This is a genomic window from Cloacibacillus porcorum, assembly GCF_001701045.1.
Taxonomy (GTDB): Bacteria; Synergistota; Synergistia; order Synergistales; family Synergistaceae; genus Cloacibacillus; species Cloacibacillus porcorum.
In genome coordinates this window covers 2218256-2244184 of record NZ_CP016757.1, presented here as the reverse complement: position 1 = coordinate 2244184, position 25929 = coordinate 2218256, and the positions used below count along the sequence as shown (strand labels likewise).

Below are 25929 nucleotides of genomic sequence, written 5' to 3'. Positions count from 1 at the left end.
ACAAAGTAAAAAGAATAAAAACCTTACGGAAACTTATGGGAGGAAGTGGCGTGATGCGTTTTGACGAACTGCGCAAAAAATTTCTCGGCAGAGGCCTTTTAACGGCCCTCTTTATCGTGGCCGCGGCAGCGGCGCTCTACGGCGGGGGTGTGCTGCTCAAAGCCGACGCCGACCCGACCGGCGTGCCGGATTCGGTGGCAAAAGACCCGCTGGACATGTTAAAGAACGCGCGCCTGATCCCCAAGCAGAGGCTGGCCATAACATATCGGGACAATAACTGGAATATCAATAACTTTGTCTTTACTGATAAAGACAACGACGTTATGACTGAAGACATGCGCGAACAAAACGGACTACGGACGCTCAACGCCTCTTCGATGAGGGCGAACGACTCATACAACTACGTTTTCGCCTCGGCATCCGCTGAGGGATACATATCGAGCGAGGTCCCGCTCTCGCCCGACATCTGCGGCGACACCGCGGTCATGGTGAGAAAAAACATTCTCGTCAATTCATACCTCGTGCGCCACGACGGCGGCACGAACGAACTCTACCTCTCCGTGCGCGAGGGCGACGAGATGTCCGAGCCAATAAAAATACCCGACATGGTCCCGGCCTATTCATCCTTTAATAATGCGGGTTTGGAAACCGCGTTGGACAAGGACACGGCGCATGATATCGCGGCCTTCGACTGGAACGGAGATGGATACACCGACTATGCGGTGACCTTTTACGTTACATTAGGCTCTGAATCATGCGCAAGGCTGCTGATCATCGACGGTAAGTCCCTTTATGAGAAGAGTAAAAACTCTAGCGCCGCAGTACCTAAATACTATTACATTGACGGCCCTAATGTTGATGGTTATATGCGTTCAACTAGCTATAGAATGGCAACTGGTGATTTTGATGGGGACGGCATAATGGAAGTTGCGGTTTATTCTACCGGAACAAGGATGATGTTAGGCACAGTAGTAGGGTGGCTTGAAGTCTATAAGATCGAATCTGGAGAATCTGGTCTTAATTTCTCTCAAATCTATACGGAGACAACGGATAATGCTACTGGTTTTTACGGAATTTACGGATTAAATTATTCCGGTGGGCTGGCGGCTGGTGACATAAACGGGGATGGCCGTGATGAATTAATTTTGTTTAGGCCCTATGGCATAACTCCCATGACACAGATCTTCATGAACGTGTATCAATGGCAAGGGGGAGCTTTTGCAAAAGGAGAAACATATATAGGGCCTTTCGCTGGTCAGGGTCTTGAGTCCACTTATCCGCTGAATGCCACAATTGCCGATCTTGACGGCGACGGACTCGGTGAGCTAGTGTGGACTTACGGTTTAAAAATAGATGGCAAAGACCAGCTCAATATGTATATACATGACTGGAACATCCAAAAGGGTGAGGTTATTACCAATGCCGGGACCGTGTATAAATATAACCTGCACGATTTCTGTGAAATGAACTGGACACTTGACCCTAGTTATATCCATTATTCACTATGTACCGGTTTCTTCAAATTTGATCTTCAAACTAGGCGCGCCCAGATTGCGGTGGGACACATGGGCGGCGAAGGCAATGTCGACGTAGGCGTCTTCTCCTGGTCCCCAAGCAGCAGCCTGCAACTGGAGGGCAAGGGCTGGTATCAGGGCGTGATGATGCGGGGCAACATGGGGCCGATAGTGCAGGCCGTAGATTTTTATGAGGAAAGCTTCGTCGTGGGAGAGCCGACGGTCGTCACGGTGGAGGACAACATCGAGCTCTTCATGGTGACGCAGGCGCCGCCGAAACACTGGGACCGTGTGCGCGCCGCCGGCAGCGCGCTGTCGGGTTATGCCGAGGAGGACGGCAAGGTGACGCTCGATTCCTTCGCCGTATTCGATACCGAGGGCTACTACACCGGCATGCAGCTTAACAAAGAGTGGGGTAAATCCTCGTCCACTACGAAGGTAAGCGAGGGAAAATACGGAGGTTCTTTAGGAGTGGACATTTCGCACAAAGGCACCGTGATGGATAGAGTATTCCACCGCTCGGAAGACAACGCCAACGAAGACCCGATGATCGATACCGCCGTAAAGCTCAGTGGTGAAGCTGTGTACGACCATACGGATGGATATTCCTCGACCCTGAACGGCACCTTCTCCTACAAGGCGGACCGGGACGACCAGCTCTATTACCGGGCCAACGATTACAACATCTGCCGCTATCCGGTCATCTACCCGGAGAGCAGGAGATATGTGACGGTCTCCGACGACAACGGCGTCGAATACAAGGCGCAGAGCTACATCCAGTATATCGTCCCCACGGAGACGGCCTCGACCTTCACGCCGACGCCGGGGAGGAGCGTCTCGTGGTACGAGCCGTTGCACGACAACTACAACCTCTTCACCTATCCCAAGCGGCTCACAGATATAACGGGATACCCGCAGGGGAGGGATAAGAAAATATCTATAAATAAGAACGATCCCCTGGCCGACGTCAACGGCGAGGTATTTGTAACCGGCTCCGGCAACGTCATCGGCAACCTCGACGCGAGCGAATTCCATCTGGACGCCTCCGCCACGTCAAGTGACAACGTTTTGGATAACAACCGCGGGACAGTTGCCCCACATATCTATATACATCCAACGGTGGGGAAGCGTTTCCCGTTTGGCAACAGAGAAGCTACTATCAAGGTTGACCTTGAGGGCGACTATACCTGGGGTACGGACTCAACGACGACCACCGACGCCTCGGAAATGTACGGCATGACGATGGCCTGGCCCGGCGCGCGCAACTATACGATGTACACCGATAACTGGAGCGCCGCCGACATGCAGTTCAAGTCGGACGCCGCCTACTTCACGCAGGACGACGGGGCCTTCTGCGTCGGCTACGCCGTGCCGGAGCTTGAATCATTCCAAAGCAAAATATGGGGGCCCGGCAGCCCCTACGAGACCTACGCCGACCCCGGGCTGCTGCTGCCCTTCCGCTGGAACAACGATATAAAGAATAAGTCCGCGGGGCAAAATCTAGAGAGCATGGTCTACTACCTCGCCGAAAACGACAACCCGAACACAAGCCATCAGATGCGCGGCCTGAGCTTTGAAAGGGTGGATAACGGCGCGCCGGTCACTACGGGAGCCTATCAGGGCACCGCGACAAAGCTGCTCGAATGCTGTCAGAAATACAACCTGAGGCTGCGCGTGATAAACTACAGCTTCGTTAACACAAGAGAGGTCAAGGTCAAATTCTATTACCAGCCATGGACAGAGGGAGGGGTAAACTATCCCGCCGCGAACCCGGCCACTGACGGCGGCTGTTATGATATAACCGGAGGCAATCCGGCGGCCATCAATAGTATAAGCGGACGTACAGGGAACTCGGATGACGGGGACAACTGGGACTACGCCGTTCTTAACGGCTGGACGGCCCCCACAAACACCGGCCTCGGCTGGCTGCACGCGGTGATCTCCTACGACGGCGAGCAGCTCAGCGCCGACAACGACCACGGCTATGTGCTGGTCGGGAGCTATGACCCGCAGGACTTCTTCGGCACGGTGAGCGCCCAGGCGGCAAACGTCGCGCGCGCGGCCTCCGTCTCCGTCGAGAACTATCCCGACATCGCGATAACCGGCGTCACGGCCTACGAAATGGCGAAGGACGGCACCGTCTCCCAAGAGCCGCTGACGATCGACGAAAAATCACGCTCCAAGAAGATGAAGATCGACGTCAGGGTGAAATATACGGGCGGCAGGCTCAACATCGGCGGTGAAGAAAAAGAGATAAACTACCTGCCGCTGCTGCGCGTAGGGCTGCTTGCGGGCAAAAGGGGCGTCAACCGCTCGCTGCTCGGCGCGACGGAATTCCCCCTCATCAGGGCGGGGGAGGAGCGCACCTTCAGCTTTGTCTACGACCCGAAGAACTGCGACTACGACAACGGCGTGGCGGTACGTGCCTTCTCGCCCTACCTCTTCGCCTCTGAACAGCGCGACCCCAGGAGCCAGTATAAGGTCCTCTGGAACTCCATCGAACACAACGGCGGTTCCGGCGGATGCAGCGTCGGCCTCGGAGCGCTTGCGCTCATCGCCCTCCTGCCGCTGGCATGGAGAAAGAAAAGGTAAGACGGGAAGGGAATAAAACCGGGCAGGAAAAATAAGACAAAGCAGAATAAGTAAAACAAAGGCAACAAGGCAAAACCAAATGGATAAGGCAAGTCAGAAAGACTAAGCCCAAGTCAAGCCCGGAGACGACGAGAGAGCCACCCTCCCGCCCATCCGGGCTTTTGATTCGTAATAAATAATAAGACAACTCCAACGCTGCCAGGCTCCGGCCCGGAGGCTGGAGTGACAAGACAAAACTACCATCGTCCATTCCGTCCCTCCGGGCTTGCCCCGGCGTCGAGCGTCTTTTGGGACTGACGCTGGCTCTTATTGACGCGTTTACTATGATATTTCGTTCGCGGCGCTTGCATATCGCAGCGCGTTGTGGTACTATCTCTCAGTTGATTAGTATCAATGGGTTTTAAGCAGAGGATGCCCCTCTCGCCTGCCGACGCTTTCAGTTGTCAGGCTCGCCCCCGAGAAGATATTTCAAGGGTCTGGGTGCATTCTTATGTATCCGGGCTCTTTTTGTATGAGTAGATAAATTTTTCAGGAGGTGCAATACCATAGCAAACACAAGGGAAGACGAACCCCGCGTAAATTCCGAGATAAGATCGCCGGAAATTCTCCTCATTGACGAGCAAAACGCCAAGCGCGGAGTGGTAAGTATTCAGGAAGCTCTCAAAATGGCCGAGGCCGCGGAGCTGGACCTCGTTGAGGTCGCGCCCCAGGCGAAGCCGCCCGTATGCCGTATTATGAATTACGGGAAGTTCCGCTTCCAGCAGCAAAAACGCGACAAGGACGCGCGCAAGAAACAGAAGAACCAGGTCGTCAAAGAGATCAAGATGCGTCCGAAGATAGACCTGCATGACTATGAGTTCAAGGTGAAGGCGATCCAGACCTTCCTTCAGGCGGGACACCGCGTCAAGGTTTCCATTTTCTTCCGCGGACGTGAGATGGCTTTCCTCGACAGAGGGCGCGAAGTTTTGAAAAAGGTCGTCGCCGCCGTCTCCGAGTTCGGCAAGGTGGAGATGGAGCCGCGCATGGAGGGCTCTTACATGAGGATCATGATAGCGCCCGCCGCCGAGACCCCGGTGAAGAAACCGGAGGCCGCAGCGGAGCCCAAGCCCCGGAGCGAGGGGAGCGCCGCGGCGCCGGTGAAGGCGCAGAGGGTCAAGAAGGACGTTCTGCCTGACGCCGACCAGATATAAAAATTCAAGTTACCCTCTCTGGGGTAAGAATATTAGAGGAGGACAAGCAACATGCCTAAGATGAAAACACATTCCGCAACGAAAAAGCGCTTTAAGATAACCGGTTCGGGCAAGGTGAGCTTCAAGAAGAGCGGCCGCGGACATCTTCTTTCTTCAAAGAACTCAAAGCGTCTCCGCACGCTGAGGAAGAAGGGGATTCTCCCGACAGGGGTAGAGGCGCACGTAAAGAAGATGCTCCCCTACGCGTAAAGCGCAGCCACGGTTAATCAGATAAATTTCAAGGAGTGACATATAATGCGAGTAAAGGGATCAAGCGCCAGCCGCAATAAGCAGAAAAAACTATACAGCATCACGAAGGGTTTTTGGGGCCGCAAGAAGAATGTCTACCGCCGCGCCCGCGAAGCCTACCTGCACGCGCTTACGAGCGCCTTCGCAGGCCGCAAGCTCAAGAAGCGTGACTTCCGCAAGCTGTGGATAGTCCGTATCAACGCCGCCGCCCGCGTGAACGGCATCGCCTACAGCGCGCTCATCAACGGCCTCAAGAGAGCGAACATCACGATAAACCGCAAGATGCTCGCCGACCTCGCCGTCAATGACGCGCCCGCCTTCGCACAGCTTGTTGAAAAGGCGCGCGCGGCTCTGTAAATAGACCTGTTTTTTATGTAGCGAGTGTGGAAGACGTTGCGTTTTCATACCTCTTACAAGGTGGAAAGAGTCATACTTTCAGGGTTCCTGCTGGTGATACTGGCGGGAGCCTTTCTCTTATGGCTCTCTAATAATTTTGTCTACGCCAAGCCCCTCTCGCCCGTCGACGCGCTCTTTATGGCGACGTCGGCGGTCTGCGTCACGGGGCTCGGCGTCGTGGATATCGCAACGGATTTCGGCTTGCTGTCGCAGATAATCATGATGGGACTCATCCAGATCGGCGGCCTCGGGATTATGACGGGAATGATGCTGATCTCTATCGCCGTGGGGCGCAGGATCGGGCTGCGGAGCCGCATCTTCTTTCTCGGAGGGCTCGGCGTCGACGGCGTGCAGGGGGCGATCACGCTCTTCTTCACGGTGATAAAGTACACGCTTTTCTTCGAGGGGCTGGGCAGCGCCGTGATGTTCGCCGGTTTCCTGCTTGGCGGCGAGGATGTGCTGCGGGCCGCCTATCTGGCGGTCTTTCATTCTGTGAGCGCCTTTTGCAACGCGGGTTTTTCTCCCTGCATCGGCGGGCTGCACGATTATAAGACGACGCTGATCATCCCAGGGACGGTGATGTCGCTGATCGTCATGGGCGGGCTGGGTTTTCCAGTGTTTGCCGAGTGCGCGAATTATGTTAAGTGCGGCAAGCAGCATTGTCTCTCCGTCTACGCGAAGCTGGTGCTGTTGATAACAGGCGGCCTGCTCGTCGTCGGCACGGTGTTGCTTATGCTCTCGGACTGGAACGCCGCCTTTAAGGACCTCCCCGCGTGGGCGAAGGTCTGGAACGCCCTTTTCGCGAGCGTTACGGCGAGGACCGCCGGCTTTGAGACGGTGCCGAGCGGCGCGCTCTCCGGGCTTGGCCAGGCCATCATGATCGTGCTGATGATAATAGGAGCCTCTCCGGCTTCGACCGGCGGCGGCGTAAAGACGACGACCTTCGGCGTGCTGGCGGTCTCCGTCTGGAGCGAGCTGCATATGCGCGGCGAGCCGACCTTCCTGAACCGCGGCATTTCGGAGCGCACGGAGCGCCGCGCACTTTCGGTGATCGCGATCTATCTTTTCACGATTCTTGCCGGTTCAATGCTGCTTACGCTGATAGAGGATATGCCGTTTTCGGCGATAATATTTGAGGTAGCTTCGGCGCTCGGCACTGTCGGGCTGACTGTCGGCATTACCACGGAGCTCTCCACGGCGGGGAAGCTTGTGATAACGCTTCTGATGTTCTGGGGAAGGGTGGGGCTTTACTCATTCATCTCCACGCTTGTTACCACAGACGGGGATTCGGGGATACATTATCCTAGTACGCATATTCCGATAGGTTAAAGGAGTGTTCTCCATGGATAGAAAAAAGAAGAAGAGTTTTCTGATTGTCGGCCTCGGCCGCTTCGGGACCGCGCTCTGCGAAAAGCTGGCTAATCTCGGTCAGAACGTAATCGGGATTGACAGTATGCCCGGCCCGGTCATGGAGCTTTCCGATAAGATCGCCGTCGCCGCGCAGCTGGATGTTACCGACGAGAGTTCTCTGCGCAAGATCGGGGCTACCCAGGTCGATGTGGCGGTGGTGACGATCGGCGAGGCGGTGGAACACAGTATTCTCTGCACCTCGCTGCTTGTCGATATGGGGGTGCCGGTGGTGGTAGCGCGCGCCTCGAATAAGCTGCACGCGAAGGTGCTTGAGCGCGTCGGCGCGCATAAGGTGATCTCGCCGGAGTGGGATATGGGCTCGCGTATCGGCGAGCTGCTCGTCTATCCGTGGTATTCGGCCTTCACCCGCATCGACGGCGGCAATTTCGTACTCGGAAAGATCCAGCCGCTGCCGGAGATGATCGGCCGTGATATGGCGCAGCTTAAATTTTCACAAAAATACAAAGTTATTGTTATACTTATGGAGTATGAGGGTATGCAGCATACGCCTCTGCCCACGCGTCCCTTTGAGAAGGGGGACCGGATGTGGGTGCTGGGGCATGTCGAGGAGATGGACAAGCTGATTGATAAGAGCGACGTCTCCGGCCTCATCGATATGAAGGAGATTAATTTACCCGGCGCGCCGCAATAGCGCCGCTTGCAGGAGGCAGGATTTATGCAGGAACATGATGGTACTAAGGGTCCGCAGGGCGGAGACGGCGGCCTTCTTGAACGCCTTGAGAAGATAAAAGAGGCGGGGCTGGAAAAGATAGCGCAAAGTTCTCTGCCGGACCAATTACAGCTGGTCCGCGCGAACCTTATCGGACGCAAGGGCGAGCTGACCGAGATATTGAAGAGCGTGGGACAGGCCGCTCCCGAGCTCCGCAAGGTGCTGGGACAGGCGGCCAACGAGGTGAAGCAGATCATCAGCGAAGCGGTGGAGAACCGCAACGCGGAGCTGCTGGATACGCTCTCCGCATTTGAGGGTGCCGCGGATATCACTGTCCCCGGCATTGAACCGTTTCAGGGAGGGCTGCATCCGGTCACGCAGATGTGCTACGACCTGAACGACGCCTTCCGCTCTCTCGGCTTCGAGGTCTTTGCCGAGCCTGAGATAACGAGCGAGAAGTTTGCCTTTGACAATCTTAACTTCGCTCCCGAGCATCCGGCCCGCGAGAGTATGGATACTTATTGGCTCAAGGGGCACGACGAGGAGCGCGGCGCGAAGAGGCTGTGTCTGCGTCCGCATCTTACTGGGGCCAGCGTCCGCTACCTTCGCGAGCACGGTGCGCCCGCGCGTTTTGTCTATCCGGGCCGTGTCTACCGCAATGAGACGACCGATGCCCGCCACGAGCGCGCCTTTTTCCAGTATGAGGCGCTTATCGTCGATAAGGATTTTTCTTTCGCCTCCGGTATGGTCCTGATTAAGACGATACTTGAGAAGGTTTTCGGCCACGAGGTCGACGTGCGTATGCGCGTAGGATTTTTCCCCTTCGTCGAGCCGGGGTTTGAGATAGACATGAAGTGTCAGGTCTGCGGCGGCGCGGGCTGCCGCGTCTGCAAGCACGTCGGCTGGATAGAGGTGATGCCGGGCGGCACGCCGCATCCGAACGTGCTCAAAGCGGCGGGGCTGGACCCCGCGGTGTGGTCGGGCTTTTATATCAATATCGGCCTCGACCGTCTTGTGATGATGCGTTACGGCGTTGACGACGTGCGCCTCTTCCACAGCGCCGACCTGCGTTTCCTGAAGCAGTTCAAGTAGGAGGGTGATGTTGTGAAGTTATCGTTAAACTGGATAAAGAAATATGCCGACCTTCCTGCCGATCTTACGATGGCCAAGCTCTCATATGATTTGACGATGTCGACGGTGGAGGTCGAAGACGCCGTAAGTCTCGCCGATAATCTCGCTGGGCTTGTAGTTGGTCGCATTCTGACTGTGGAACCGCATCCCGACGCCGATAAGCTGCGCGTCTGCACGGTGGACGTGGGCGACCCCGCGCCCTCGACGATCGTCTGCGGCGGCGTGAATCTTGCCCCCGCGCAGCTCGTCGCCGTAGCGAAGCCAGGAGCGTGGGTGAAGTGGCACGGCGAGGGCGACCCTGTCGAGATTAAGCCCGCGAAGCTGCGCGGCGTGATGAGCTTCGGCATGATCTGCGCCTCCGGCGAGATCGGCCTCGCGGAGCTTTTCCCGACGACGCGGCACTCAGAGATAATGGATCTCAGCGATTTTGAGGTGAAACCGGGCACGCCGCTCGCCGAGGCTCTGGGCCTTGACGACATCATTCTCGAGATAGACAACAAATCGATGACGAACCGCCCCGACCTGTGGGGCCACTATGGAATGGCGCGCGAGCTCGCCGCCATTTACAAGTGCCCTCTGAAGCCGATCGAGGCGGCTGAGTTCACCGGCATGACGGAGGAGCTGAAGGTCGAGATAAAGGATACGGAGCGCTGCGCCCGTTACGCCGGCCTTGTGATAGAGAATATCAAAAACGTCCCCTCGCCCTTTGAGCTCAAGAGCCTGATCTGGCGCGTCGGGATGCGTCCCATCAATCTTCCCGTGGATATCACGAACTATGTGATGCTTGCCACTGGGCAGCCAACTCACGGCTTCGACCGGAAGCACATCGCGGGCGGCATCTATGTACGCCGCGCCTATGAGGGCGAGAAGCTGCAGCTGCTTGACGGCGAGACGCTCGACCTCACGACGGAGGATCTCGTCATCGCCGACGAGAAGTCGCCGGTGGGGCTTGCGGGGGTCATGGGCGGAAAGCTCGACTCGATCCTGGATGATACGACGGAGCTTATCTTAGAGGTCGCGAACTTCGAGGCTCTCGGCATCCGCCGTACTTCGCAGCGCTTTGACGTGCGCACGGAGGCCTCGGCGCGTTATGAGAAGAGCCTTGACCCGCAGCGCGTCGACGACGCGGTGGCGATCGCGGTGGAGGCCTTCAAAAAATATTTCCCCGAGATGCGGATAACGGCCCATACGGATGTCTATCCGCGGCCGCTTGAAAGGGCCCGGGTCGAGGTGGATCTCGGTTTCCTGCGCAGGCGTCTGGGAAAGGATATCTCCTCGGAGGAGATCGTCGGTATTCTCTCTCTGCTTGGCTTCAAGACCGAGGTCTGCGGCGGGAGCCTGCTCGTTGAAGCGCCCTCGTGGCGTTCTACGGGCGATATTTCGCTGCCAGACGATATTCTCGAAGAGGTCGCGCGTCTCATGGGCTATGAGAATTTTGAGTTCTCGCCGCCGACGGTGGTGCTCGACAGGGCGGTCAATCAGCGGGTTCTCGATATGGAGCGCGCGATACGCGAGTATCTCGCCTTCCGCTGCAATATGCAGGAGGTTTTCACCTATCCGTGGATCGAGGACGAGTTTGTCGCCGCCGCTGGCGCGGATACGGAGGAGATGCTTGAACTTTCAACGCCGCCCGCGCCCGACGAGGCGAAGCTGCGTTCCACGTTAGTTCCCGGCCTGCTGAAGGCGGTGTCGACGAATATCCGTTATTTCACGGATTTCCGTCTTTTTGAGATGACGCAGGTATTTTTCAACCGGAATTTCCACAGCGTCAGCGAGGCGGCCGCGGAGGCCGGAGAGCTTCTTCCTGAGATGGCGCGCCATCTCGGAGGAGCTTTCGTAGGCGGCGACGCGAGGCAGCTCTTCCGCGAGGCCAAGGGCGTGCTGGAGTATATGCACCGTGCCGCGCAGATGGAGCCGCTTGGCTTTGCCCAGCTGAAGAAGCCGCTCTGGGCCGATGAGAAGCTCTGGGTCAACGTCATGAAGGGGCAGGAGATGATCGGATCGCTCGCGCTCGTTTCACCGAAGTGCGCCAAGGCCTCCGGCATCAAGCGCAGCCTCGCGGTGGTCTTCGAGCTGGATGTTGAAAAGCTGGTTCCGCTGCCCTCGCGTCAGAACGAGTTTACCCATCTGCCGGAGTACCCGCTTGCGGACTTCGACCTTTCGATCGTCTTTGACGAGAATGTGGCCTGGTCGGAGATCGAGGCCATTGCGAGAAAGGCCGAGCTTGTCAGGGATGTGAAGTTTATCGACGAGTACCGTGGCGCGCAGGTGGGAGAGGGGCGCAAATCAGTCTCATTCAGGATCTGGGTCGGCTCAGACGGTGGGACTCTCACCTCCGAGCAGATAGAGAATGTTTCAAAACAGGTAGTCAAAAAGATCGGCAAAAAATTCGGCGGCGATGTCCGCGGAGCACAATAGTCTGATAGACTAGAGGGGAGATTTTTCTCCCCTCTGGGATGATCTCACGCACGAAAGAATTATGGAGGTGCTTAGAAAATGATGGAACAGTTTGAAAGGGTCAACGAGGCGCTCGACCGCCTTGAGGAGATGCTTAGCGGCATGAAGGCGAAGAACGACACGCTCTGCCGCGAGATAGCCGAGCTTAAGGGCATAATAGAGGACCGCGATCTTGAGATCATGCAGCTCCAGGAGGATGCCGAGAAGCTGGCGGCGGCGAGCAGGGCCGAGAAGGAAGAGCTTGGCAGCTGCCTCGAGGGGCTCCTCGGACGCATGGGCAAGCTGACGGCCCAGGAACAGCCTGCCGCGGGCGAAGAGCGGCAGTAAGCGGCGGGAACTCTTAACCGATGGATGAAACGCACGAGATCAAATCTTTAGGCGACGGAAAGTATTCCTTCTGGATAGGCCGTCAGAGATATACGCTGACCACAAAGCTGGAGGCGGCGCGTTTCTTCCGTATCGTTGAGAGCGCCAGAGAGCTGGTGGAGGCCTTTCCTCCGAATCTCAGCCAGGACGAACGGCTCTTTCTCGCCCTTATGGCGCTCTCTCATCAGGTGGAGGAGCTGAGCCTTCGTATCGGTGAGATATCGGATAAATTCAGCGAACAGGACAGTGATCCCGTGTGAGCCTTAGCGGCTGGAACTATTGGGATATATTTTTTATCATCCTCGGGTGCTATTTTATCATCCGGGGTTCCTTTCGTGGTTTTGTCGGAGAGGTGATAACGCTTGTGGGCTTTCTCGCCTCGTTTTACCTCTCCTTTCATTATTCCGGAGGAATTGGACGCTTTCTGTCCGTGACGATGGGTCTCAACTCCTATATGGCGCAGGCCGCGGCGGCGGTGCTGATCTGGCTTTCAGTGACGCTCATCGCGGCGATGCTGCGCATGATATTGAAGAGCCTCATCGGCGCGGCAAGCCTCGGAGGGATAGACAAACTTCTGGGGCTCTTCTCCGGCGTGATCAAGAGCGTGATCGTGGTCTATGTGGTGATAACGGGCGGGCTGTTGCTCGCGCCTGTAGTCACTCCGACCTGGATGTCGCAGAGCGATATCCTGCGTTACGCGGGGCGGAGCTGGCCGCAGTTCCGCGCGATGTTTATCGACCTTAACCTGCTGCCGGAGGGCACGACGCTGCCGGACGGCACGCTGGAGCAGATATTGAGGCCCTACCGGACGGGCGGCGGGGGGCCGGAGGGGTACGATCCCACTCCCGACCGTACTTAAGCGCCGCCGGTTATATGTATCATCCGCGTCGAGAGCTGGCATATCTAGTCAGCGGAAGGTACGTTGGTTAATAATTTGAGAAGATTAAAAGCAGGAACGGAATGTTTATAGAAAAAGCTGCCTACAGCAGTCTGGAAATTTCAAAGGTTATGGAACTGGTCTCACGGCGCTGCCGCAGTGAGATAGGGGCGCTTGTGGCGCGGAATATCGCTCCGGCTTTCGATATGGCGGAGCTTAAGCGGCGTCAGGCGCTCTATATGGATGTGGAAAGATACCGCGGCTATAAGGGAGAACTGCCGTGGATAAATGATATAGTCTCCGTCGCCTTTATGCTTGAGATGGCGGAGGAGAACGGCCTGCTCTCCGGCGAGGAGCTGGTGAAGATACGGCTGCTGCTCACCCTCTCGGGGCGGATGAGGGATGCCCTCTCCGCCGCGCGCGAGGAGTATCCGAATTTCGGCATATTGCTGCGCGATATGCGCGATTTTTCGGAGGAGGCGCGGATGCTCGCCGTCATCGACGATGACGGGCATCTTTATGACTACGCCTCGGAGAAGCTCTCCGCGCTGCGCCAGCAGATGCGGGGACTCAAGGATACTGTGCGCCGCCGCGGACACGCGCTGCTGAACGATCCCGCGATCGCGGGGATGCTCCAGGAGCGGGTACTTACGCTGCGTAACGGACGCTATGCCTTTCTTGTCCGGCAGGACGCGCTGTCGCAGTTCCCCGGTTCGGTCATAGACCGCTCCGGCTCCGGGAACAGCGTCTATATGGAGCCGCGTTCGCTGCTGTCGCTCAACAACGAGTACAGCAAGCTTTACGGCGAGGAGATGCTCGAGGAGACGCGTATCTTCCGTGAGTTCACGGCAAAGCTGATCAACCGCAAAAAGGGTATCATTGACACGGAAAATGTTCTCGGGACGGTGGATCTCTTCTACGCTCTCTCCGAGATGACGCGTATATATAAGTGGCGTCTGCCGGATCTTGATCCGCGCACGCTCTTTTCTTTCGTCAGCGCCCGCCATCCGCTGCTCGGCGACAGGTCGGTGCCGATAGAGATAAGGTGCGGCGGGGATTTTCGTATCCTCGTCATTACCGGCCCCAACACGGGCGGCAAGACGGTCGCGCTCAAGACCGCGGGCGTCTGTATTTACCTCGGCTGGCTCGGCTTCCCGATACCGGCGGGGGAGGGCTCACTGCTCGGCGATATCGGCGAGCTTTTTACCGACATCGGCGACGAACAGAGCATCGAACAGAGCCTTTCGACATTCAGCGCGCATGTCACCCATGTGTCGGAGATACTGAACAGGGTGACGCCGCGCTCCGTCGTCATGCTTGACGAGCTTGGCGCGGGGACGGACCCTGAGGAGGGTGCGGCGCTTGGCATCGCGCTGCTCGACTGGCTGCGTGAGGAAAGGGCTCTCGTCCTTGCCACGACGCACCATAACCCGATAAAACGTTTCGCCCTGACGACGGAGGATATTGAAACCGCGAGCGTCGAGTTTGACAGCGCGACGCTTTCGCCGACCTACAGGATACTGATCGGCATACCGGGACGCAGCAACGCGCTGCTGATCGCCGGCAAGCTCGGCATGCGCCGCTCGATCATTGAGAGGGCTGAGCGGGCGATCAACGGACGCGAGATATCGATGGAGGATCTCATCGGCGAGCTTCACGAGAAGCGCGCCGCGCTGGAACGCGAGGCAAACGCCGTTGAGGCCTCGCGGAAGAAGCTGGCCGCGCTTGAAAAGGATTACGAAGCGAAGATAAAGGCGATCGAGGAGAAACGTGACGCGCTGATCGCCAACGCCGACAAGAAGGCGCTTTCGATCGTGCGCAACGCCGAGGATTCGGCGCGCGCGCTGATAAAGAATATGGAGAACGCGCAGGCGGAGTCCGAGGCGCGCCGCGAGCTTGAAAAGAAGCGCAGCCATTTCCAGAAGATAGAGAGGTCTGCGATAAAGCGTGAGGAGCAGAAGACGAGCGTCGAGTCCGTCGCGGCTACGAGCCATGAACTGAAGGCCGGGGATACTGTGCAGGTGATCGGTACCAGCAAGAGCGCCACGGTGATAGAGGTGAAGGGCAAGAAGGCCCGTATACAGGCGGGCATCGCGGAGATCGAGGTGCCGCTCACGAAGCTGAAGGTGATCACGAGAAAGTCTCCTGACCGGGCCCCGCAGGCCCAGGTGCAGATAAAGGTTTCGCGTCCCGTCGGCGTGCCGTCGTCGATAATGGTGCGCGGCATGACGATAGACGAGGCGCTCCCGATGGTGGAGCAGTATCTTGATCAGGCTTACTGCGCCGGTTATGACACCGTCACCGTGATACACGGACGCGGCGAGGGTATTCTGCGCCGCGAGGTGCAGGAGCTATGCAAGCGCGTTCCCTATATCGCGGAGCATAATCTCGGCGGCCCCGGCGAGGGCGGCTATGGCGTGACGATCGTGAAGTTTAGAAGATAAAGCGTTATGGATATATTTAAGGATTCCCCTGTCATAGTAAGAGGCGGCGGCGATCTCGCCACCGGCGTTATATACCGGCTCCGCGTGGCCGGCGTTCCGGTGCTTGTGCTTGAGACGGAGCGTCCGCTGGCCGTGCGCCGCGCCGTCTCCGTCTGCGAGGCCGTCTATGAGGGGCGCTGCCGTGTCGAGGATATGGAGTGCCGCCTCATCTCATCGCTTGACGAGTTTGATCCGGCCGTCGTCGGCGTTCTGGTCGACCCGCGCGGCGATTCTATCGCCGCCCTTCGTCCGCGGATTCTCATTGACGCGATCATGGCGAAGCGCGCCACGGGAACGGCGCGCGGAATGGCCCCCGTGACGATCGCCCTTGGCCCCGGTTTCAGCGCGCCGGAGGACGTCCTTTACGTTATTGAGACGATGCGCGGCCACAGCCTGGGACGGGTCATCACGAAGGGCGCGGCGATCCCCGACACTAAGAGGCCCGGCGTGATCATGGGCTACGGTATCGAGAGGCTGCTGCGCGCTCCGGCGGAGGGACGTCTGGTTCCCCGTAAAGGTATCGGCGACCTCGTGGAGGCGGGCGAGACGGTCGGCGAGATCGCGGGCCATCCCGTCCGGGCGAATATTTCCGGCGTGATCCGCGGCCTCATTCATCCCTCCGTGGAGTGCCGTTATGACATGAAGATCGGCGACGTTGATCCGCGCGGCGTGGCGGATTACTGCTTTACAATATCGGACAAATCCCTCTCGATAGCGGGCGGCGTTATGGAGGCCATAAGCCGTTCGGCCCGCTGACAGCGCGGAAAAGCCCCCTTTCTTTTACGTTACGTTCCTGTTACATTTGCTCAACACATTGTTAACATCGCAAGTCTATACTCCTAGGTACAACAACTTAGGAGGAATACAGATGAGAAAGTTAGTAACAGCGTTTATAGCACTTGTGGTTCTTTCCGCCGCGACGATGGCGATGGCGGCCCCGATCGTCATGGACGGTTCGACGACGGTCCTGCCCTTCGGTCAGGCGGCGGTCGAGCAGTTTATGAAGGAAAACGCGGGCGTCAAGTTCTCTGTCTCCGGCACCGGCACCGGCAACGGCTTCAAATCGCTTGCCGACGGCAGCGCCCAGATCGCGAACGCCTCGCGCTTCATAAAGGATTCGGAGATCAAGAGCTGCATGGATAAGAATGTCTATCCCGTACCCTTCGCGGTCGCGCTCGACTGCATCGTCCCCATCGTCCACAAAGACAATCCCGTCAAGGGACTCTCACACGCCCAGCTTAAGGATATATACTCCGGCAAGGTGACGAACTGGAAAGAGGTCGGCGGCGCCGACGCTCCTATCGTAGTCGTCGGACGCGACACCAGCTCCGGCACCTACGGCACCTGGCAGGAGATGATCATGGACAAGGGCGAAAAGATCCGCGTGACGCCGAAGGCCCAGGTCGCCTCTTCCAGCGGCGCGATGCTCTCCTCTGTCAGCAAGAACAAGAACGCGATCGGCTATGAGGGAATGGGCTACGTCAACAAGACGGTTAAGGGGCTCCAGGTCGACGGCGTGAGCGCGACGGCGGCGACCGCGCGCAGCGGCAAATATCCCCTCTCACGCTACCTCTACATGTTCACAAACGGCTGGCCCAAGGGTGAGGTGCTCGACTTCATTATGTACATGCAGAGCGACGCCGGACAGAAGATCGTAAACGGCACCGGTTTCGTATCACTCCGCGAGCTTAAGAAATAGCCTATCGTCAACAGGAGAGGACGGACAGCCCATGAGCGCATTGACAAAGGCCGAACGGCCGGCGAAGAAACAGGCCTTCGGAGGAATGGGAGACAGGATAATGTCACGCACGGTCTTCTGCGTGGCGGTGACGGGAATCATCGTCCTGATTTTCATTCTCGGCTTCCTGATCGCAAATGGGCTGCCGGTACTCAAGACGGTTTCACTTAAAGAGATTTTCTTTTCAAGAGACTGGTATCCGACTGAGGAGCCACCAGCACTGGGGATGGCGGCGCTTATAGCGGGAACGCTCGCCGCCACCCTTCTTTCCAGCATCATCGCGATACCCGCGGCGCTCGCGCTCGCGGTTTTTACCGCGGAGATAGCTCCCCGCAAACTGAGAAACTTCTTCAAGGTCCTGCTTGAGATGCTCGGCTTCCTGCCCTCGATAGTCCTCGGCTTCATCGGCATGATGCTGATCGCGCCCTGGATGCAGGATACGCTGGGTATCGCAAGCGGGCTAAACCTGCTCAACGCTTCTATACTTTTGGGATTTTTGATAATACCGGTGGTCGCCTCGCTCTCTGACGAGGCGCTCGCCGCGGTCCCCCTTGAGCTTCGGGACGCCTCGTACGCGCTCGGAGCGACAAGGATGGAGACGATACAAAAGGTTGTATTCCCCAGCGCATTGCCCGGGATAATCGCCTCGGTGCTCCTTGGCGTGATGCGCGCCCTCGGCGAGACTATGGTCGTGCTGATGGCCGCCGGCGGCGCGGCGATCATTCCCACGCTGTTTACGGAGCCGGTGAGGCCGCTCACCTCGACGATTGCCGCCGAGATGGGAGAGACGCCTGTGGGCAGCGTCCACTATTACGCGCTCTTCTTCGCGGGGCTCATCCTTCTGGTGATGACGCTGATGATAAATCTGGCTTCACTTTATATTGAAAAAAGAGGTACAAAGAGATGAACCGTACTTTTATGCGCAAGATATACGACAGGCTGATGACTCTCGTCCTATGCCTCTTCGCGCTGCTGCTTGTGGCGGTTATCGGCGCGGTAGCCGTCTACCTGATAAGGAACGGCGCGGAGGCCCTCTCCTGGGAGTTTCTCTCCGAACCGCCCAAGGACGGTATGCTGGCGGGGGGGATACTGACGCCGCTGGTGGGTACGATGCAGCTGGTGCTCGTCTCGATGGGGGTGGCGCTTCCCGTAGGCATCATGACGGGGCTCTACTTCGCGGAGTACGCCAAGGATACCTGGATTGTCAGGCTGATGAGAATTTCGATCCGTTCGCTGGCGGGCGTTCCCTCGGTAATCTTCGGGCTCTTCGGCCTCTCGCTCTTCGTCGTATTCATGCAGTTTGGCTCCTGCCTGCTTTCGGCGGGGCTGACGCTGGCCTGTCTCTCCCTGCCGCTCGTGGTCACGGTGGCGGAACAGGCCTTTCTCGCGGTGCCGCAGGATTACCGCGACGCCTCCTACGCGCTCGGCGCGACGAAGTACCAGACGATAATCAAGGTCGTGCTGCCCTCGGCGGCCTCGACGATAATCACGGGCGCCATCCTTGCGGTGGGCCGCGTCGCCGGCGAGACGGCGCCGATAATGTTCACGGGCGCCGCCTACTTCGCGCCGGAGATTGCCAAAAGCGTCTTCAGCCAGGTTATGGCGCTGCCGTACCACATATATGTTCTCGCCACCTCGGCGACGGACCCCGAGGCGGCGGCCCCGATAGAGTACGGGGCGATACTGGTGCTCATCGGACTTGTAATGGGAACGAGCGCGGTGGGAGTGATAGCGCGCGCCCGTCTCGCAGAAAGGAACGGAAGATAGATGGATTACACATCGGTGAACAACGAAAGGTTTGAAGCGGCCGCCGACGCGAAGCAGATGTCGGTCAAGATACGCACGCGCGGCGTCGACCTCTACTACGGCGACAGGCAGGTGCTGAAAAACATCACCTTCGACATGGGAGAGAATATGGTGACGGCCTTTATCGGCCCCTCCGGCTGCGGCAAGAGCAGCTATCTACGCTGCCTCAATCGGATGAATGATTTTATTTCGTCGGCGCGCGTAGAGGGTATAATTGAATTTGACGGGGAAAATATTCTGGCGGACGATACGGACGTCATCGCGCTGCGGCGCAAGGTGGGGATGGTTTTCCAGAAACCGAATCCCTTTCCGATGTCGATATATGACAATATCGCCTACGGCCCGCGTCTGAACGGTGTGAAGGACAAGGGACGCCTCGACGAGATAGTAGAGAACAGCCTTCAGGGGGCGGCGCTCTGGGATGAGGTTAAGGACAAGCTGAAAAGTTCCGGGACGGGGCTTTCCGGCGGCCAGCAGCAGCGCCTCTGTATCGCGCGCGCCATAGCGACTCAGCCCGACATCCTGCTCATGGACGAGCCGACGAGCGCCCTCGACCCGATGTCGACGGCGCGTGTTGAGGAGCTTATCAGTGAGCTCAAGCGGGACTATACAGTCGTTATCGTTACGCACAACATGCAGCAGGCGGCGCGAATCTCGGACTATACGGCCTTCTTCCTTCTCGGCGACCTGATCGAATACGACAGGACGGCGAAGATGTTCACCTCGCCGCACGATAAGCGCACGGAAGACTATATTTCGGGACGTTTCGGCTAATAAATAAAGGGTCAGGGGGATTGCAGTGATGGATGTGATAAACACAAGAAAAAGAATAGAGGAAGACCTTTCTCTTCTGAAGAACATGATATACCGTATGAGCGGGCTGGCCGCCGAATCGATTGAAAGGGCGGTCTGGGCGCTTAAAAACAATGATGCGGAGATGGCGCAGAAGGTGATTGCCGATGGCGACGTCATCGACGATCTTGAAGAGAAGCTTGACGCGGCCTGTATGGAATTCGCGGCGCGCTACCAGCCGCTTGGCGAGGATCTGCGCGTCGTCGTCAGCATAATGCACATAGCGGTCGACCTTGAGCGCATCGGCGACTACGGCGAGAATATCGCGAAGGTGACGCTCTCGCTCTGCAAACTGCCGCAGCTTAAACCGCTTATCGACATACCGCGCATGGTGGAGACCATTAAAGAGATGCTGCGGCTCTCGATGACGGCGATAGAGACCCATGACGGCGAGGCGGCGCTCAGGGTATTCCCGATGGACGACGAGGTGGACGACCTGGAAAAACAGATCATGCGCGAACTGCTGCTGCTGATCATGGAAAAGCCGGAGCGTATCGAGCAGTCCTTCAATTTGATGAACGTCTCCAAGACGCTCGAGCGCGCGGGGGACCACGCGACGAACGTCGCCGAACGCGTGGCCTACATGTATACGGGACGGCCTGTGAAGGCCAGCAGCTACCGCCGTAAGAAGATGGCATAGGACGATGACGCAGAAGATACTGGTCGTAGACGACGAAGAGAGCCTCGCGGAATTTGTCTGCCGCGCTCTGAGGCAGCAGGGCTATAAGACCGTCTGCGCCTTTGACGGCGACTCCGCTCTCTCCCTGATATATGAAGAGCTGCCGGATCTTGTGATACTTGACCTCATGCTGCCGCTGATGGACGGCTGGGAGATTTGCCGGCGTGTGAAGTCTGATACGGAGACGAAACATATCCCTATCCTCATGCTTACGGCGCGCAGCTCCGCCGAGGATGTCGTGCAGGGGCTCGACCTCGGGGCCGACGACTACATGCGCAAGCCCTTCCCGCTGGACGAGCTGCTCGCGCGCGTCCGCGTATTGCTGCGGCGCACCCAGCAGCAGGCCGATATCCGCAAGATCATCGAAAACGGCGCCTTCAAGCTGGATACGGTGGAGAAGGAGGCCTGGCTGCGCGGTTCGCTGATCGACCTGAGCCCGACGGAGTATTCGATACTCGAGGTGCTCGCGCGGCGCATGGGTCACACCGTTTCGCGCGAAGAGCTGCTGCGGCGGATATGGGGTATGTCCAACTGTGACACGCGCACGGTGGACGTCCACCTCTCGCGTCTGCGCAAGAAGCTTGACGACGGCAGGAGGCCGATGCTCTCCGCGCAGACGCTGCGCGGCCGCGGGTACCGGCTCGTCTGGGAGGAGGGGCAGGAATGAGCTTCAGCAAGCTGACGCTGAAAAAAAAGATCGCCATCCTCATGACGCTGGCGGTCTCCGTCATCGGCCTCGCGGCCTGGATAATAATATACCGCGCGGAGCGCAGCGACAGCATAGAATATACGCGCACGATGCTCTCCCGTTATCTGGATCTTATGGCCGTTTCAGGAGAGGAGAAGGGAGTCGCGGGAATAAAGAATATCTCCGGCATCTGGACCTCCCTCTATCCTGACGGACGCGTCACCGTCGTCGGTCTCAACGGCGAGGTGGTGACGGATACGAAGGCCGACGTCTCGCAGATGGAGAACCACTACACGCGCGGCGAGGTGATGGGGGCCTTTGAGAACGGCGAGGGGGCGGAGCTGCGCTACAGCAAGACGCAGCGCGAGTGGCAGATATATATGGCGAAGAGGGTCATTACTCCAGGCAGCCCCGGTGAGGTCTATGTGGTGCGCCTCTCTTACCCGGTGGCGAAGCTATCGGGACTCATAAAGAGCGTTACAATACCATTTATCAAATACTTCGCACTCATTCTGATATTGGTCTGGCTCGGAACATACCTCGTACTGCGTCTGATCCTGACGCCGCTCAATTCTCTGAGCAGGGCAGCCTCGCAGATAGCGAGGGGCGAGAAGGCGCGCTTCCCCATAACCAACGACGACGAGATACAGGCGCTCTCCAATACGCTGAACTCCATGCAGGACTCGCTGCAAAAGACGATACGCGAGGCGCAGGAGCGCAAGGAGGAGCTTGCCCAGCTTGTGGGCGCGCTGCCGATTGGTGTCATTCTCATTGACGACGAAAAAAAGATACGCTATATAAACAAAGAGGCCTCGACGATCTGCGGGCAGAGCGAGCTTCCCGCGCGCGGCTCCTCCGTGGAGCTGATACTGCCCTCCAACGAGCTTTACTTCATGCTGGACGAGCCCGACACAACGCGCACGCTGTCAATCATGCGCAGCGGCGCGATGGCGATGCAGGTGGAGGCGACGACTCTGAGGCTGCCGCGCGGCAGACTCATCGCCCTTCAGGATCTTACGGAAAAGGCGAAGCTCGAAGAGGTGCGGCGCGACTTTTTCATCGACGCGGGACATGAGTTCCAGACCCCGCTTGCGATAATCCGCACCGGTCTGGAGCTGCTCAAGAGCTCTCCGCAGATGAACGGTCCCGAACGCTCCGAGGATGTCGAAACGATAGACAGCCTGCTGCGGCAGCAGGAGCGGATCAGCGGACTTGTCGACGACCTTTTGCTGCTGGTGCGTCTTGATGCCGATCCGATGCGCAAAGATGTGGCCAACGTTGACCTTGTGGGAGTCGCGGAAGAGGTAAAGGACGAGATCGCGGCGCTGCCGCAGTCCAAAGAGACGAAGATCGAGATAACGGCTCCTACGGGCGGCGCACATGTGATGGGAGTCTACGAGGATATGCGCCGGGCGCTGCTGAATATTATGGAAAACGCGCAGAAATATATCCAGTTCAGTGACAGCCCCGCCGGCATCATTAAGGTATCGCTCTGTGAAGAGGGCGGTATGTGGCGGCTCACGGTCGACGACAACGGCCCCGGGGTCGCAGAAAACGAGCGAAAGCTGATCTTTGAACGCTTCCGGCGCGGCGACAGCCACAGGGCGCGCGGCAGGAAGAAAAGCGGCGGCTACGGCCTCGGCCTCTCGATCTCACGGAGGATAATCGAGCGCCACGGCGGCACCCTTGAGCTTGGGGAGTCCGAGCTCGGAGGTACGGCCTTCGTAATCAGGCTACCGAAGTAAAATATCGATCACATCCGCGGCTTCGCTTTCCTCGCCCGTAAAGGCGTCGATAAGCAGGGAGCCGCGGATTATATATGTATGCCAGACAAAATTGAACTCACTGTTGCGGAAGAACACCCTCACGGAATTGAAGCCGCGCCGCCAGCCCCGCGCCTCCTCCGGCGTCGCCATCATTTCGGCGGCGGAGAGGGCCTGGTGTTCGCTCAGTTTAACGGGCAGCTCGCGGGGAATGCAGGGAAAATCCGGCGCCGCGCAGGGCCGGATATCGGCGTCGGAGATTACGGCCCTGCCGTTTGAGGCGTCTACGACGATCGTTTTTGTGACGAGGCTGACGCCTGCGAAGAGCCCCCGCGACATGATGTTCGCGGGAAAGAAATATGCCGGAGAGAGTATTATTTTGTCGCCCTCGGCGGGCATGACTTTGAGCGGAAGAAAATAATCGGGAGCCTCTTTCATAACCTCACCGTCCAGACTGAAAGATAATAGAACCGATAATAAAAGTGCCCTTTACGGGAACTCCAGCTCCCCCATGGCACCCGCGAGATTCCGCTTATCGCTGCTTCCTTCCGGACCTGACGAGGTTCACGGGCTCGCGCCGCATGGGACTGGAGTGCCCGTAAAAGGCACATCGACAATCTTTGGACATAATAATGGCGGAGAGGATGGGATTTGAACCCATGGAAGAGTTTGACCCCTTCACTCACTTTCCAGGCGAGCTCCTTCGACCGCTCAGACACCTCTCCGCGTGCGCCGTTACTATATCGTCATATCGACGGAGGACATTATATCTTATTGCGGGGGCGATGTCAAAAGGGTAGAAGAGGGTAGGGGCCGCTTTTCGGTCATTTAAAATGAAGTCTTTCGATCAGAGTGAGCAAAAGCGATAAATCTTTTTCCGAAAGTCCTGAAATTCCCTCCCGGGCGCTCTTCACAAGAGCGGGGTGGTCGATCTCCTCATTGAAAAAATCGCTTGGAGTGACGTCAAGATACTTGCAGATGTATAAAAATTCCGCCATGGAGGGCAGGCTGCGCCCGCTCACGATGCTCTGCATGTAACTTCTGCTGTGCCCAAGATCAAGGCTCATCTTATATTCTGAGACGCCTTTTTTTATTCTCAGTTCGGTGATTCGTTTTCTGATAAATTCACTGTCCAATTTTTTTCACCTCACCTGCTGTCAATTTTATGGTGAGTGCGAGATTAATGTTAACGCTATAATCATTAATTAGAGTCTTATTAACATCTTATATGTTGTATAATGGAGAAGCGTATATATGGTTGCTGCTGCAAGCAGCCGCGGGAAATGACATTCATTGCCGCGGACGGGGAAAGGAATATGTTTTTATGACAGAAACGGTGAGGAAACCGGCTGTGTTTAATGGAACGAGTTTATACAATACAGATAAAATGCTGTCTGGGATGCTGGACCTGACCGCTTCGACTCTTTATATAGCTGATCTTCCCAGCAGGACCCTCTATTTGTGGGACGCCAAAGAGCATTGCTGCGCTAAAATTCCCGGTGGCGGTGATATTACCAAGCTCTTTTTTCAGTACTGCGGCGGGTCATGCGAGGAGACCGACGAAGCCCTTGCCGCATTTGTCGAGGGGATGTTCAAAGGCAGAGAGCGTGACCGCATGATCTGCAGCTTTTCAATCGCAGGCGGCGAGCGGTGGCGTACTGAGGTATCGTATAAAAGTCTCATAGAAGACTCAGGCGGCCATAGCAGGTCTGTCTGCCTCATGCGCAGGCTGCGGATGGAGGAGACAAGATCTTTCTGCGCCGAACACAGGGCCTGTCTTGACGATTGGCTCAATCGCGGCATTAAAAACGGTTTTGTAAAGCTCTATCTGCAGCCGAAGATGAATTTGACGCGCCAAGAGATAACCGGCGCCGAGGTGCTGGCGCGTTACGAAGATCCTAGTAAAGGGCTGCTTACGCCCGACGATTTTATCCCTCAGCTGGAAGACGCGGGGCTGATAGGGATGCTCGACCTCTATATTATGGAGCGGAGTTACCGTCTGCTCCGTGACCTACGGGCGGCCGGTCTGAAACTGATCCCATTATCCGTCAACTTTTCAAAAAATACACTGCTTGCCCCCGGTCTACTTGACGAGGTGGAGAGGATCGGGGCCGGTTTTGAGGCGCTGCGGGGATACATGGAGATTGAGATCACGGAGAGCGTGGGGAATGTTTCACGCCCCGATTTCACCGCGGCCTGCGCGGCTCTTCGCGCCGCCGGATACAGGCTCGCCCTTGACGATTTCGGCAGCGAATATTCCAACCTCTACATGATGTCGGCCTTCCGCTTCGATGTGATAAAGATAGACAAAGCCGTCGTGGCGGAGGTCGCGGACAACGAGATCAGCCGGGCGCTCGTGGAGAGTACCGTGAATATCTGCGGCAAACTTGGCATCGGCTGTATCGCTGAGGGCGTCGAAAATAAAGAACAGGCGGAGATACTGACCACCCTTGGGTGCCCCGACGTGCAGGGGTATCTCATCGACAGACCGCTGCCCAGTGAGGAGTTCACCGTGAAATATCTTGAGGGCCGGTAACGGCGCGGAAGCGGCTACTTTTTGGCCGCCCGTGCCCTTCTTTTTTCAATGAAAAATTTTTGCAGCATTTCCGCGCATTCCGTGGCCAGCAGGCCGCCGGTCACGGCGCACCGGTGATACATCCGCGGGTCGCCGGGAATCTCATAAAGGGAACGGCAGCCGCCGGCCTTTGGGTCCTTAGCGCCGAAGACGATCCAGCCCATACGGCACTGGACGAGTGCGCCAGAGCACATGACGCAGGGCTCCAGCGTCACATAGATGGAGCAGCCGTCGAAGCGCCAGGAATTTATCTTCTTCGCCGCCTCCGTCATCGCGGCGATCTCCGCGTGCCCAAAGGGCGAATTGTCGCGGCTGCGCACATTATGCCCGCGGCCGATGATCTCTCCACCGCGGACCACCACCGCGCCCACCGGTATCTCACCGCACTCAAGCGCGCGGCGCGCCTCTTTGATCGCCTCTTTCATATAAATAATATCATCCATCTATGGCGGCT

Annotated in this window: 24 protein-coding genes, 1 tRNA gene and 1 other RNA gene; 21 read left to right on the top strand and 5 right to left on the bottom strand. The window is 57.5% G+C overall.

Features of this window, described 5'->3' with window-relative positions; genetic code table 11:
• Positions 1 to 53: 53 nt before the first annotated feature.
• The 20 genes from BED41_RS10120 (at position 54) to BED41_RS10025 (ending at position 22882) form a co-directional block, all read left to right on the top strand.
• Positions 54 to 4106, top strand: a complete 4053-nt coding sequence (locus tag BED41_RS10120; RefSeq protein WP_066745582.1) for an FG-GAP repeat domain-containing protein — start codon at positions 54 to 56, stop codon at positions 4104 to 4106.
• A gap of 545 nt (positions 4107 to 4651) precedes the next feature.
• Positions 4652 to 5296, top strand: coding sequence for a translation initiation factor IF-3 (infC, locus tag BED41_RS10115; protein WP_084002395.1), 645 nt, complete (start codon positions 4652 to 4654; stop codon positions 5294 to 5296).
• Between the two features lie 51 nt (positions 5297 to 5347).
• On the top strand, positions 5348 to 5545 hold the full coding sequence (gene rpmI / locus BED41_RS10110; protein ID WP_066745577.1) for a 50S ribosomal protein L35: 198 nt from the start codon (positions 5348 to 5350) through the stop codon (positions 5543 to 5545).
• Between the two features lie 45 nt (positions 5546 to 5590).
• Positions 5591 to 5941 (top strand): 50S ribosomal protein L20, encoded by a 351-nt coding sequence (gene rplT, locus BED41_RS10105; RefSeq protein WP_084002394.1) that lies wholly within the window; start codon positions 5591 to 5593, stop codon positions 5939 to 5941.
• A gap of 36 nt (positions 5942 to 5977) precedes the next feature.
• Positions 5978 to 7309, top strand: a complete 1332-nt coding sequence (locus BED41_RS10100; RefSeq protein ID WP_066745571.1) for a TrkH family potassium uptake protein — start codon at positions 5978 to 5980, stop codon at positions 7307 to 7309.
• A gap of 13 nt (positions 7310 to 7322) precedes the next feature.
• Positions 7323 to 8042 carry a potassium channel family protein gene (locus BED41_RS10095; RefSeq protein WP_066745568.1) on the top strand — a complete coding sequence of 240 codons (720 nt, stop codon included), beginning with the start codon at positions 7323 to 7325 and terminating at the stop codon, positions 8040 to 8042.
• A gap of 24 nt (positions 8043 to 8066) precedes the next feature.
• Positions 8067 to 9152: a phenylalanine--tRNA ligase subunit alpha gene (locus tag BED41_RS10090; protein WP_066745565.1), complete on the top strand. Its 1086-nt coding sequence runs from the start codon at positions 8067 to 8069 to the stop codon at positions 9150 to 9152.
• Positions 9153 to 9164: 12 nt separating this feature from the next.
• Entirely contained in the window at positions 9165 to 11609 is a 2445-nt protein-coding gene (pheT, locus tag BED41_RS10085; protein ID WP_066745562.1) for a phenylalanine--tRNA ligase subunit beta, read from the top strand.
• Between the two features lie 78 nt (positions 11610 to 11687).
• Positions 11688 to 11975: a hypothetical protein gene (locus BED41_RS10080; RefSeq protein ID WP_066745559.1), complete on the top strand. Its 288-nt coding sequence runs from the start codon at positions 11688 to 11690 to the stop codon at positions 11973 to 11975.
• Between the two features lie 20 nt (positions 11976 to 11995).
• Entirely contained in the window at positions 11996 to 12274 is a 279-nt protein-coding gene (locus BED41_RS10075; RefSeq protein WP_066745556.1) for a hypothetical protein, read from the top strand.
• Entirely contained in the window at positions 12271 to 12873 is a 603-nt protein-coding gene (locus tag BED41_RS10070; protein WP_066745553.1) for a CvpA family protein, read from the top strand. The genes BED41_RS10075 and BED41_RS10070 overlap by 4 nt, the downstream gene beginning before the upstream one ends.
• A 101-nt stretch (positions 12874 to 12974) precedes the next feature.
• On the top strand, positions 12975 to 15335 hold the full coding sequence (locus BED41_RS10065) for an endonuclease MutS2 (RefSeq protein WP_066745550.1): 2361 nt from the start codon (positions 12975 to 12977) through the stop codon (positions 15333 to 15335).
• 6 nt (positions 15336 to 15341) lie between these two features.
• Positions 15342 to 16130: a selenium-dependent molybdenum cofactor biosynthesis protein YqeB gene (gene yqeB, locus BED41_RS10060; RefSeq protein WP_084002393.1), complete on the top strand. Its 789-nt coding sequence runs from the start codon at positions 15342 to 15344 to the stop codon at positions 16128 to 16130.
• Between the two features lie 112 nt (positions 16131 to 16242).
• Complete coding sequence (locus tag BED41_RS10055) at positions 16243 to 17073, top strand: PstS family phosphate ABC transporter substrate-binding protein (protein ID WP_066745548.1); 831 nt, start codon at positions 16243 to 16245, stop codon at positions 17071 to 17073.
• A gap of 31 nt (positions 17074 to 17104) precedes the next feature.
• Positions 17105 to 18019: a phosphate ABC transporter permease subunit PstC gene (gene pstC, locus BED41_RS10050; protein WP_084002392.1), complete on the top strand. Its 915-nt coding sequence runs from the start codon at positions 17105 to 17107 to the stop codon at positions 18017 to 18019.
• On the top strand, positions 18016 to 18879 hold the full coding sequence (pstA, locus tag BED41_RS10045) for a phosphate ABC transporter permease PstA (RefSeq protein ID WP_157102319.1): 864 nt from the start codon (positions 18016 to 18018) through the stop codon (positions 18877 to 18879). The genes pstC and pstA overlap by 4 nt, the downstream gene beginning before the upstream one ends.
• 57 nt (positions 18880 to 18936) lie before the next feature.
• Entirely contained in the window at positions 18937 to 19692 is a 756-nt protein-coding gene (gene pstB, locus BED41_RS10040; RefSeq protein WP_066749220.1) for a phosphate ABC transporter ATP-binding protein PstB, read from the top strand.
• Positions 19693 to 19720: 28 nt separating this feature from the next.
• On the top strand, positions 19721 to 20410 hold the full coding sequence (gene phoU, locus BED41_RS10035) for a phosphate signaling complex protein PhoU (RefSeq protein ID WP_066745546.1): 690 nt from the start codon (positions 19721 to 19723) through the stop codon (positions 20408 to 20410).
• Positions 20411 to 20414: 4 nt separating this feature from the next.
• A complete protein-coding gene (locus tag BED41_RS10030) occupies positions 20415 to 21116 on the top strand; it encodes a response regulator transcription factor (RefSeq protein ID WP_066745544.1) in 702 nt (233 codons plus the stop codon).
• The gene (locus tag BED41_RS10025; protein WP_066745542.1) at positions 21113 to 22882 is read left to right on the top strand and encodes a sensor histidine kinase; all 1770 of its coding nucleotides are present in this window, start codon (positions 21113 to 21115) and stop codon (positions 22880 to 22882) included. The genes BED41_RS10030 and BED41_RS10025 overlap by 4 nt, the downstream gene beginning before the upstream one ends.
• Here BED41_RS10025 and BED41_RS10020 read toward each other — a convergent pair.
• The 4 genes from BED41_RS10020 to BED41_RS10005 form a co-directional block, all read right to left on the bottom strand.
• Entirely contained in the window at positions 22871 to 23338 is a 468-nt protein-coding gene (locus tag BED41_RS10020; RefSeq protein WP_066745541.1) for a hypothetical protein, read from the bottom strand. The genes BED41_RS10025 and BED41_RS10020 overlap by 12 nt on opposite strands.
• Before the next feature lie 56 nt (positions 23339 to 23394).
• Positions 23395 to 23494: signal recognition particle sRNA small type (ffs, locus tag BED41_RS10015), an RNA gene on the bottom strand.
• Between the two features lie 39 nt (positions 23495 to 23533).
• A tRNA-Ser gene (locus BED41_RS10010) sits at positions 23534 to 23625 on the bottom strand.
• Positions 23626 to 23724: 99 nt separating this feature from the next.
• Positions 23725 to 24036: a helix-turn-helix domain-containing protein gene (locus tag BED41_RS10005; protein ID WP_066745525.1), complete on the bottom strand. Its 312-nt coding sequence runs from the start codon at positions 24034 to 24036 to the stop codon at positions 23725 to 23727.
• Positions 24037 to 24299: 263 nt separating this feature from the next.
• Here BED41_RS10005 and BED41_RS10000 point away from each other — a divergent pair, with 263 nt between their 5' ends.
• Positions 24300 to 25436 (top strand): EAL domain-containing protein, encoded by a 1137-nt coding sequence (locus BED41_RS10000; RefSeq protein WP_168160255.1) that lies wholly within the window; start codon positions 24300 to 24302, stop codon positions 25434 to 25436.
• A gap of 14 nt (positions 25437 to 25450) precedes the next feature.
• Here the strand turns inward: BED41_RS10000 and tadA are convergent, their stop codons facing one another.
• Positions 25451 to 25918 (bottom strand): tRNA adenosine(34) deaminase TadA, encoded by a 468-nt coding sequence (gene tadA, locus BED41_RS09995; protein ID WP_066745519.1) that lies wholly within the window; start codon positions 25916 to 25918, stop codon positions 25451 to 25453.
• Positions 25919 to 25929: the final 11 nt, after the last annotated feature.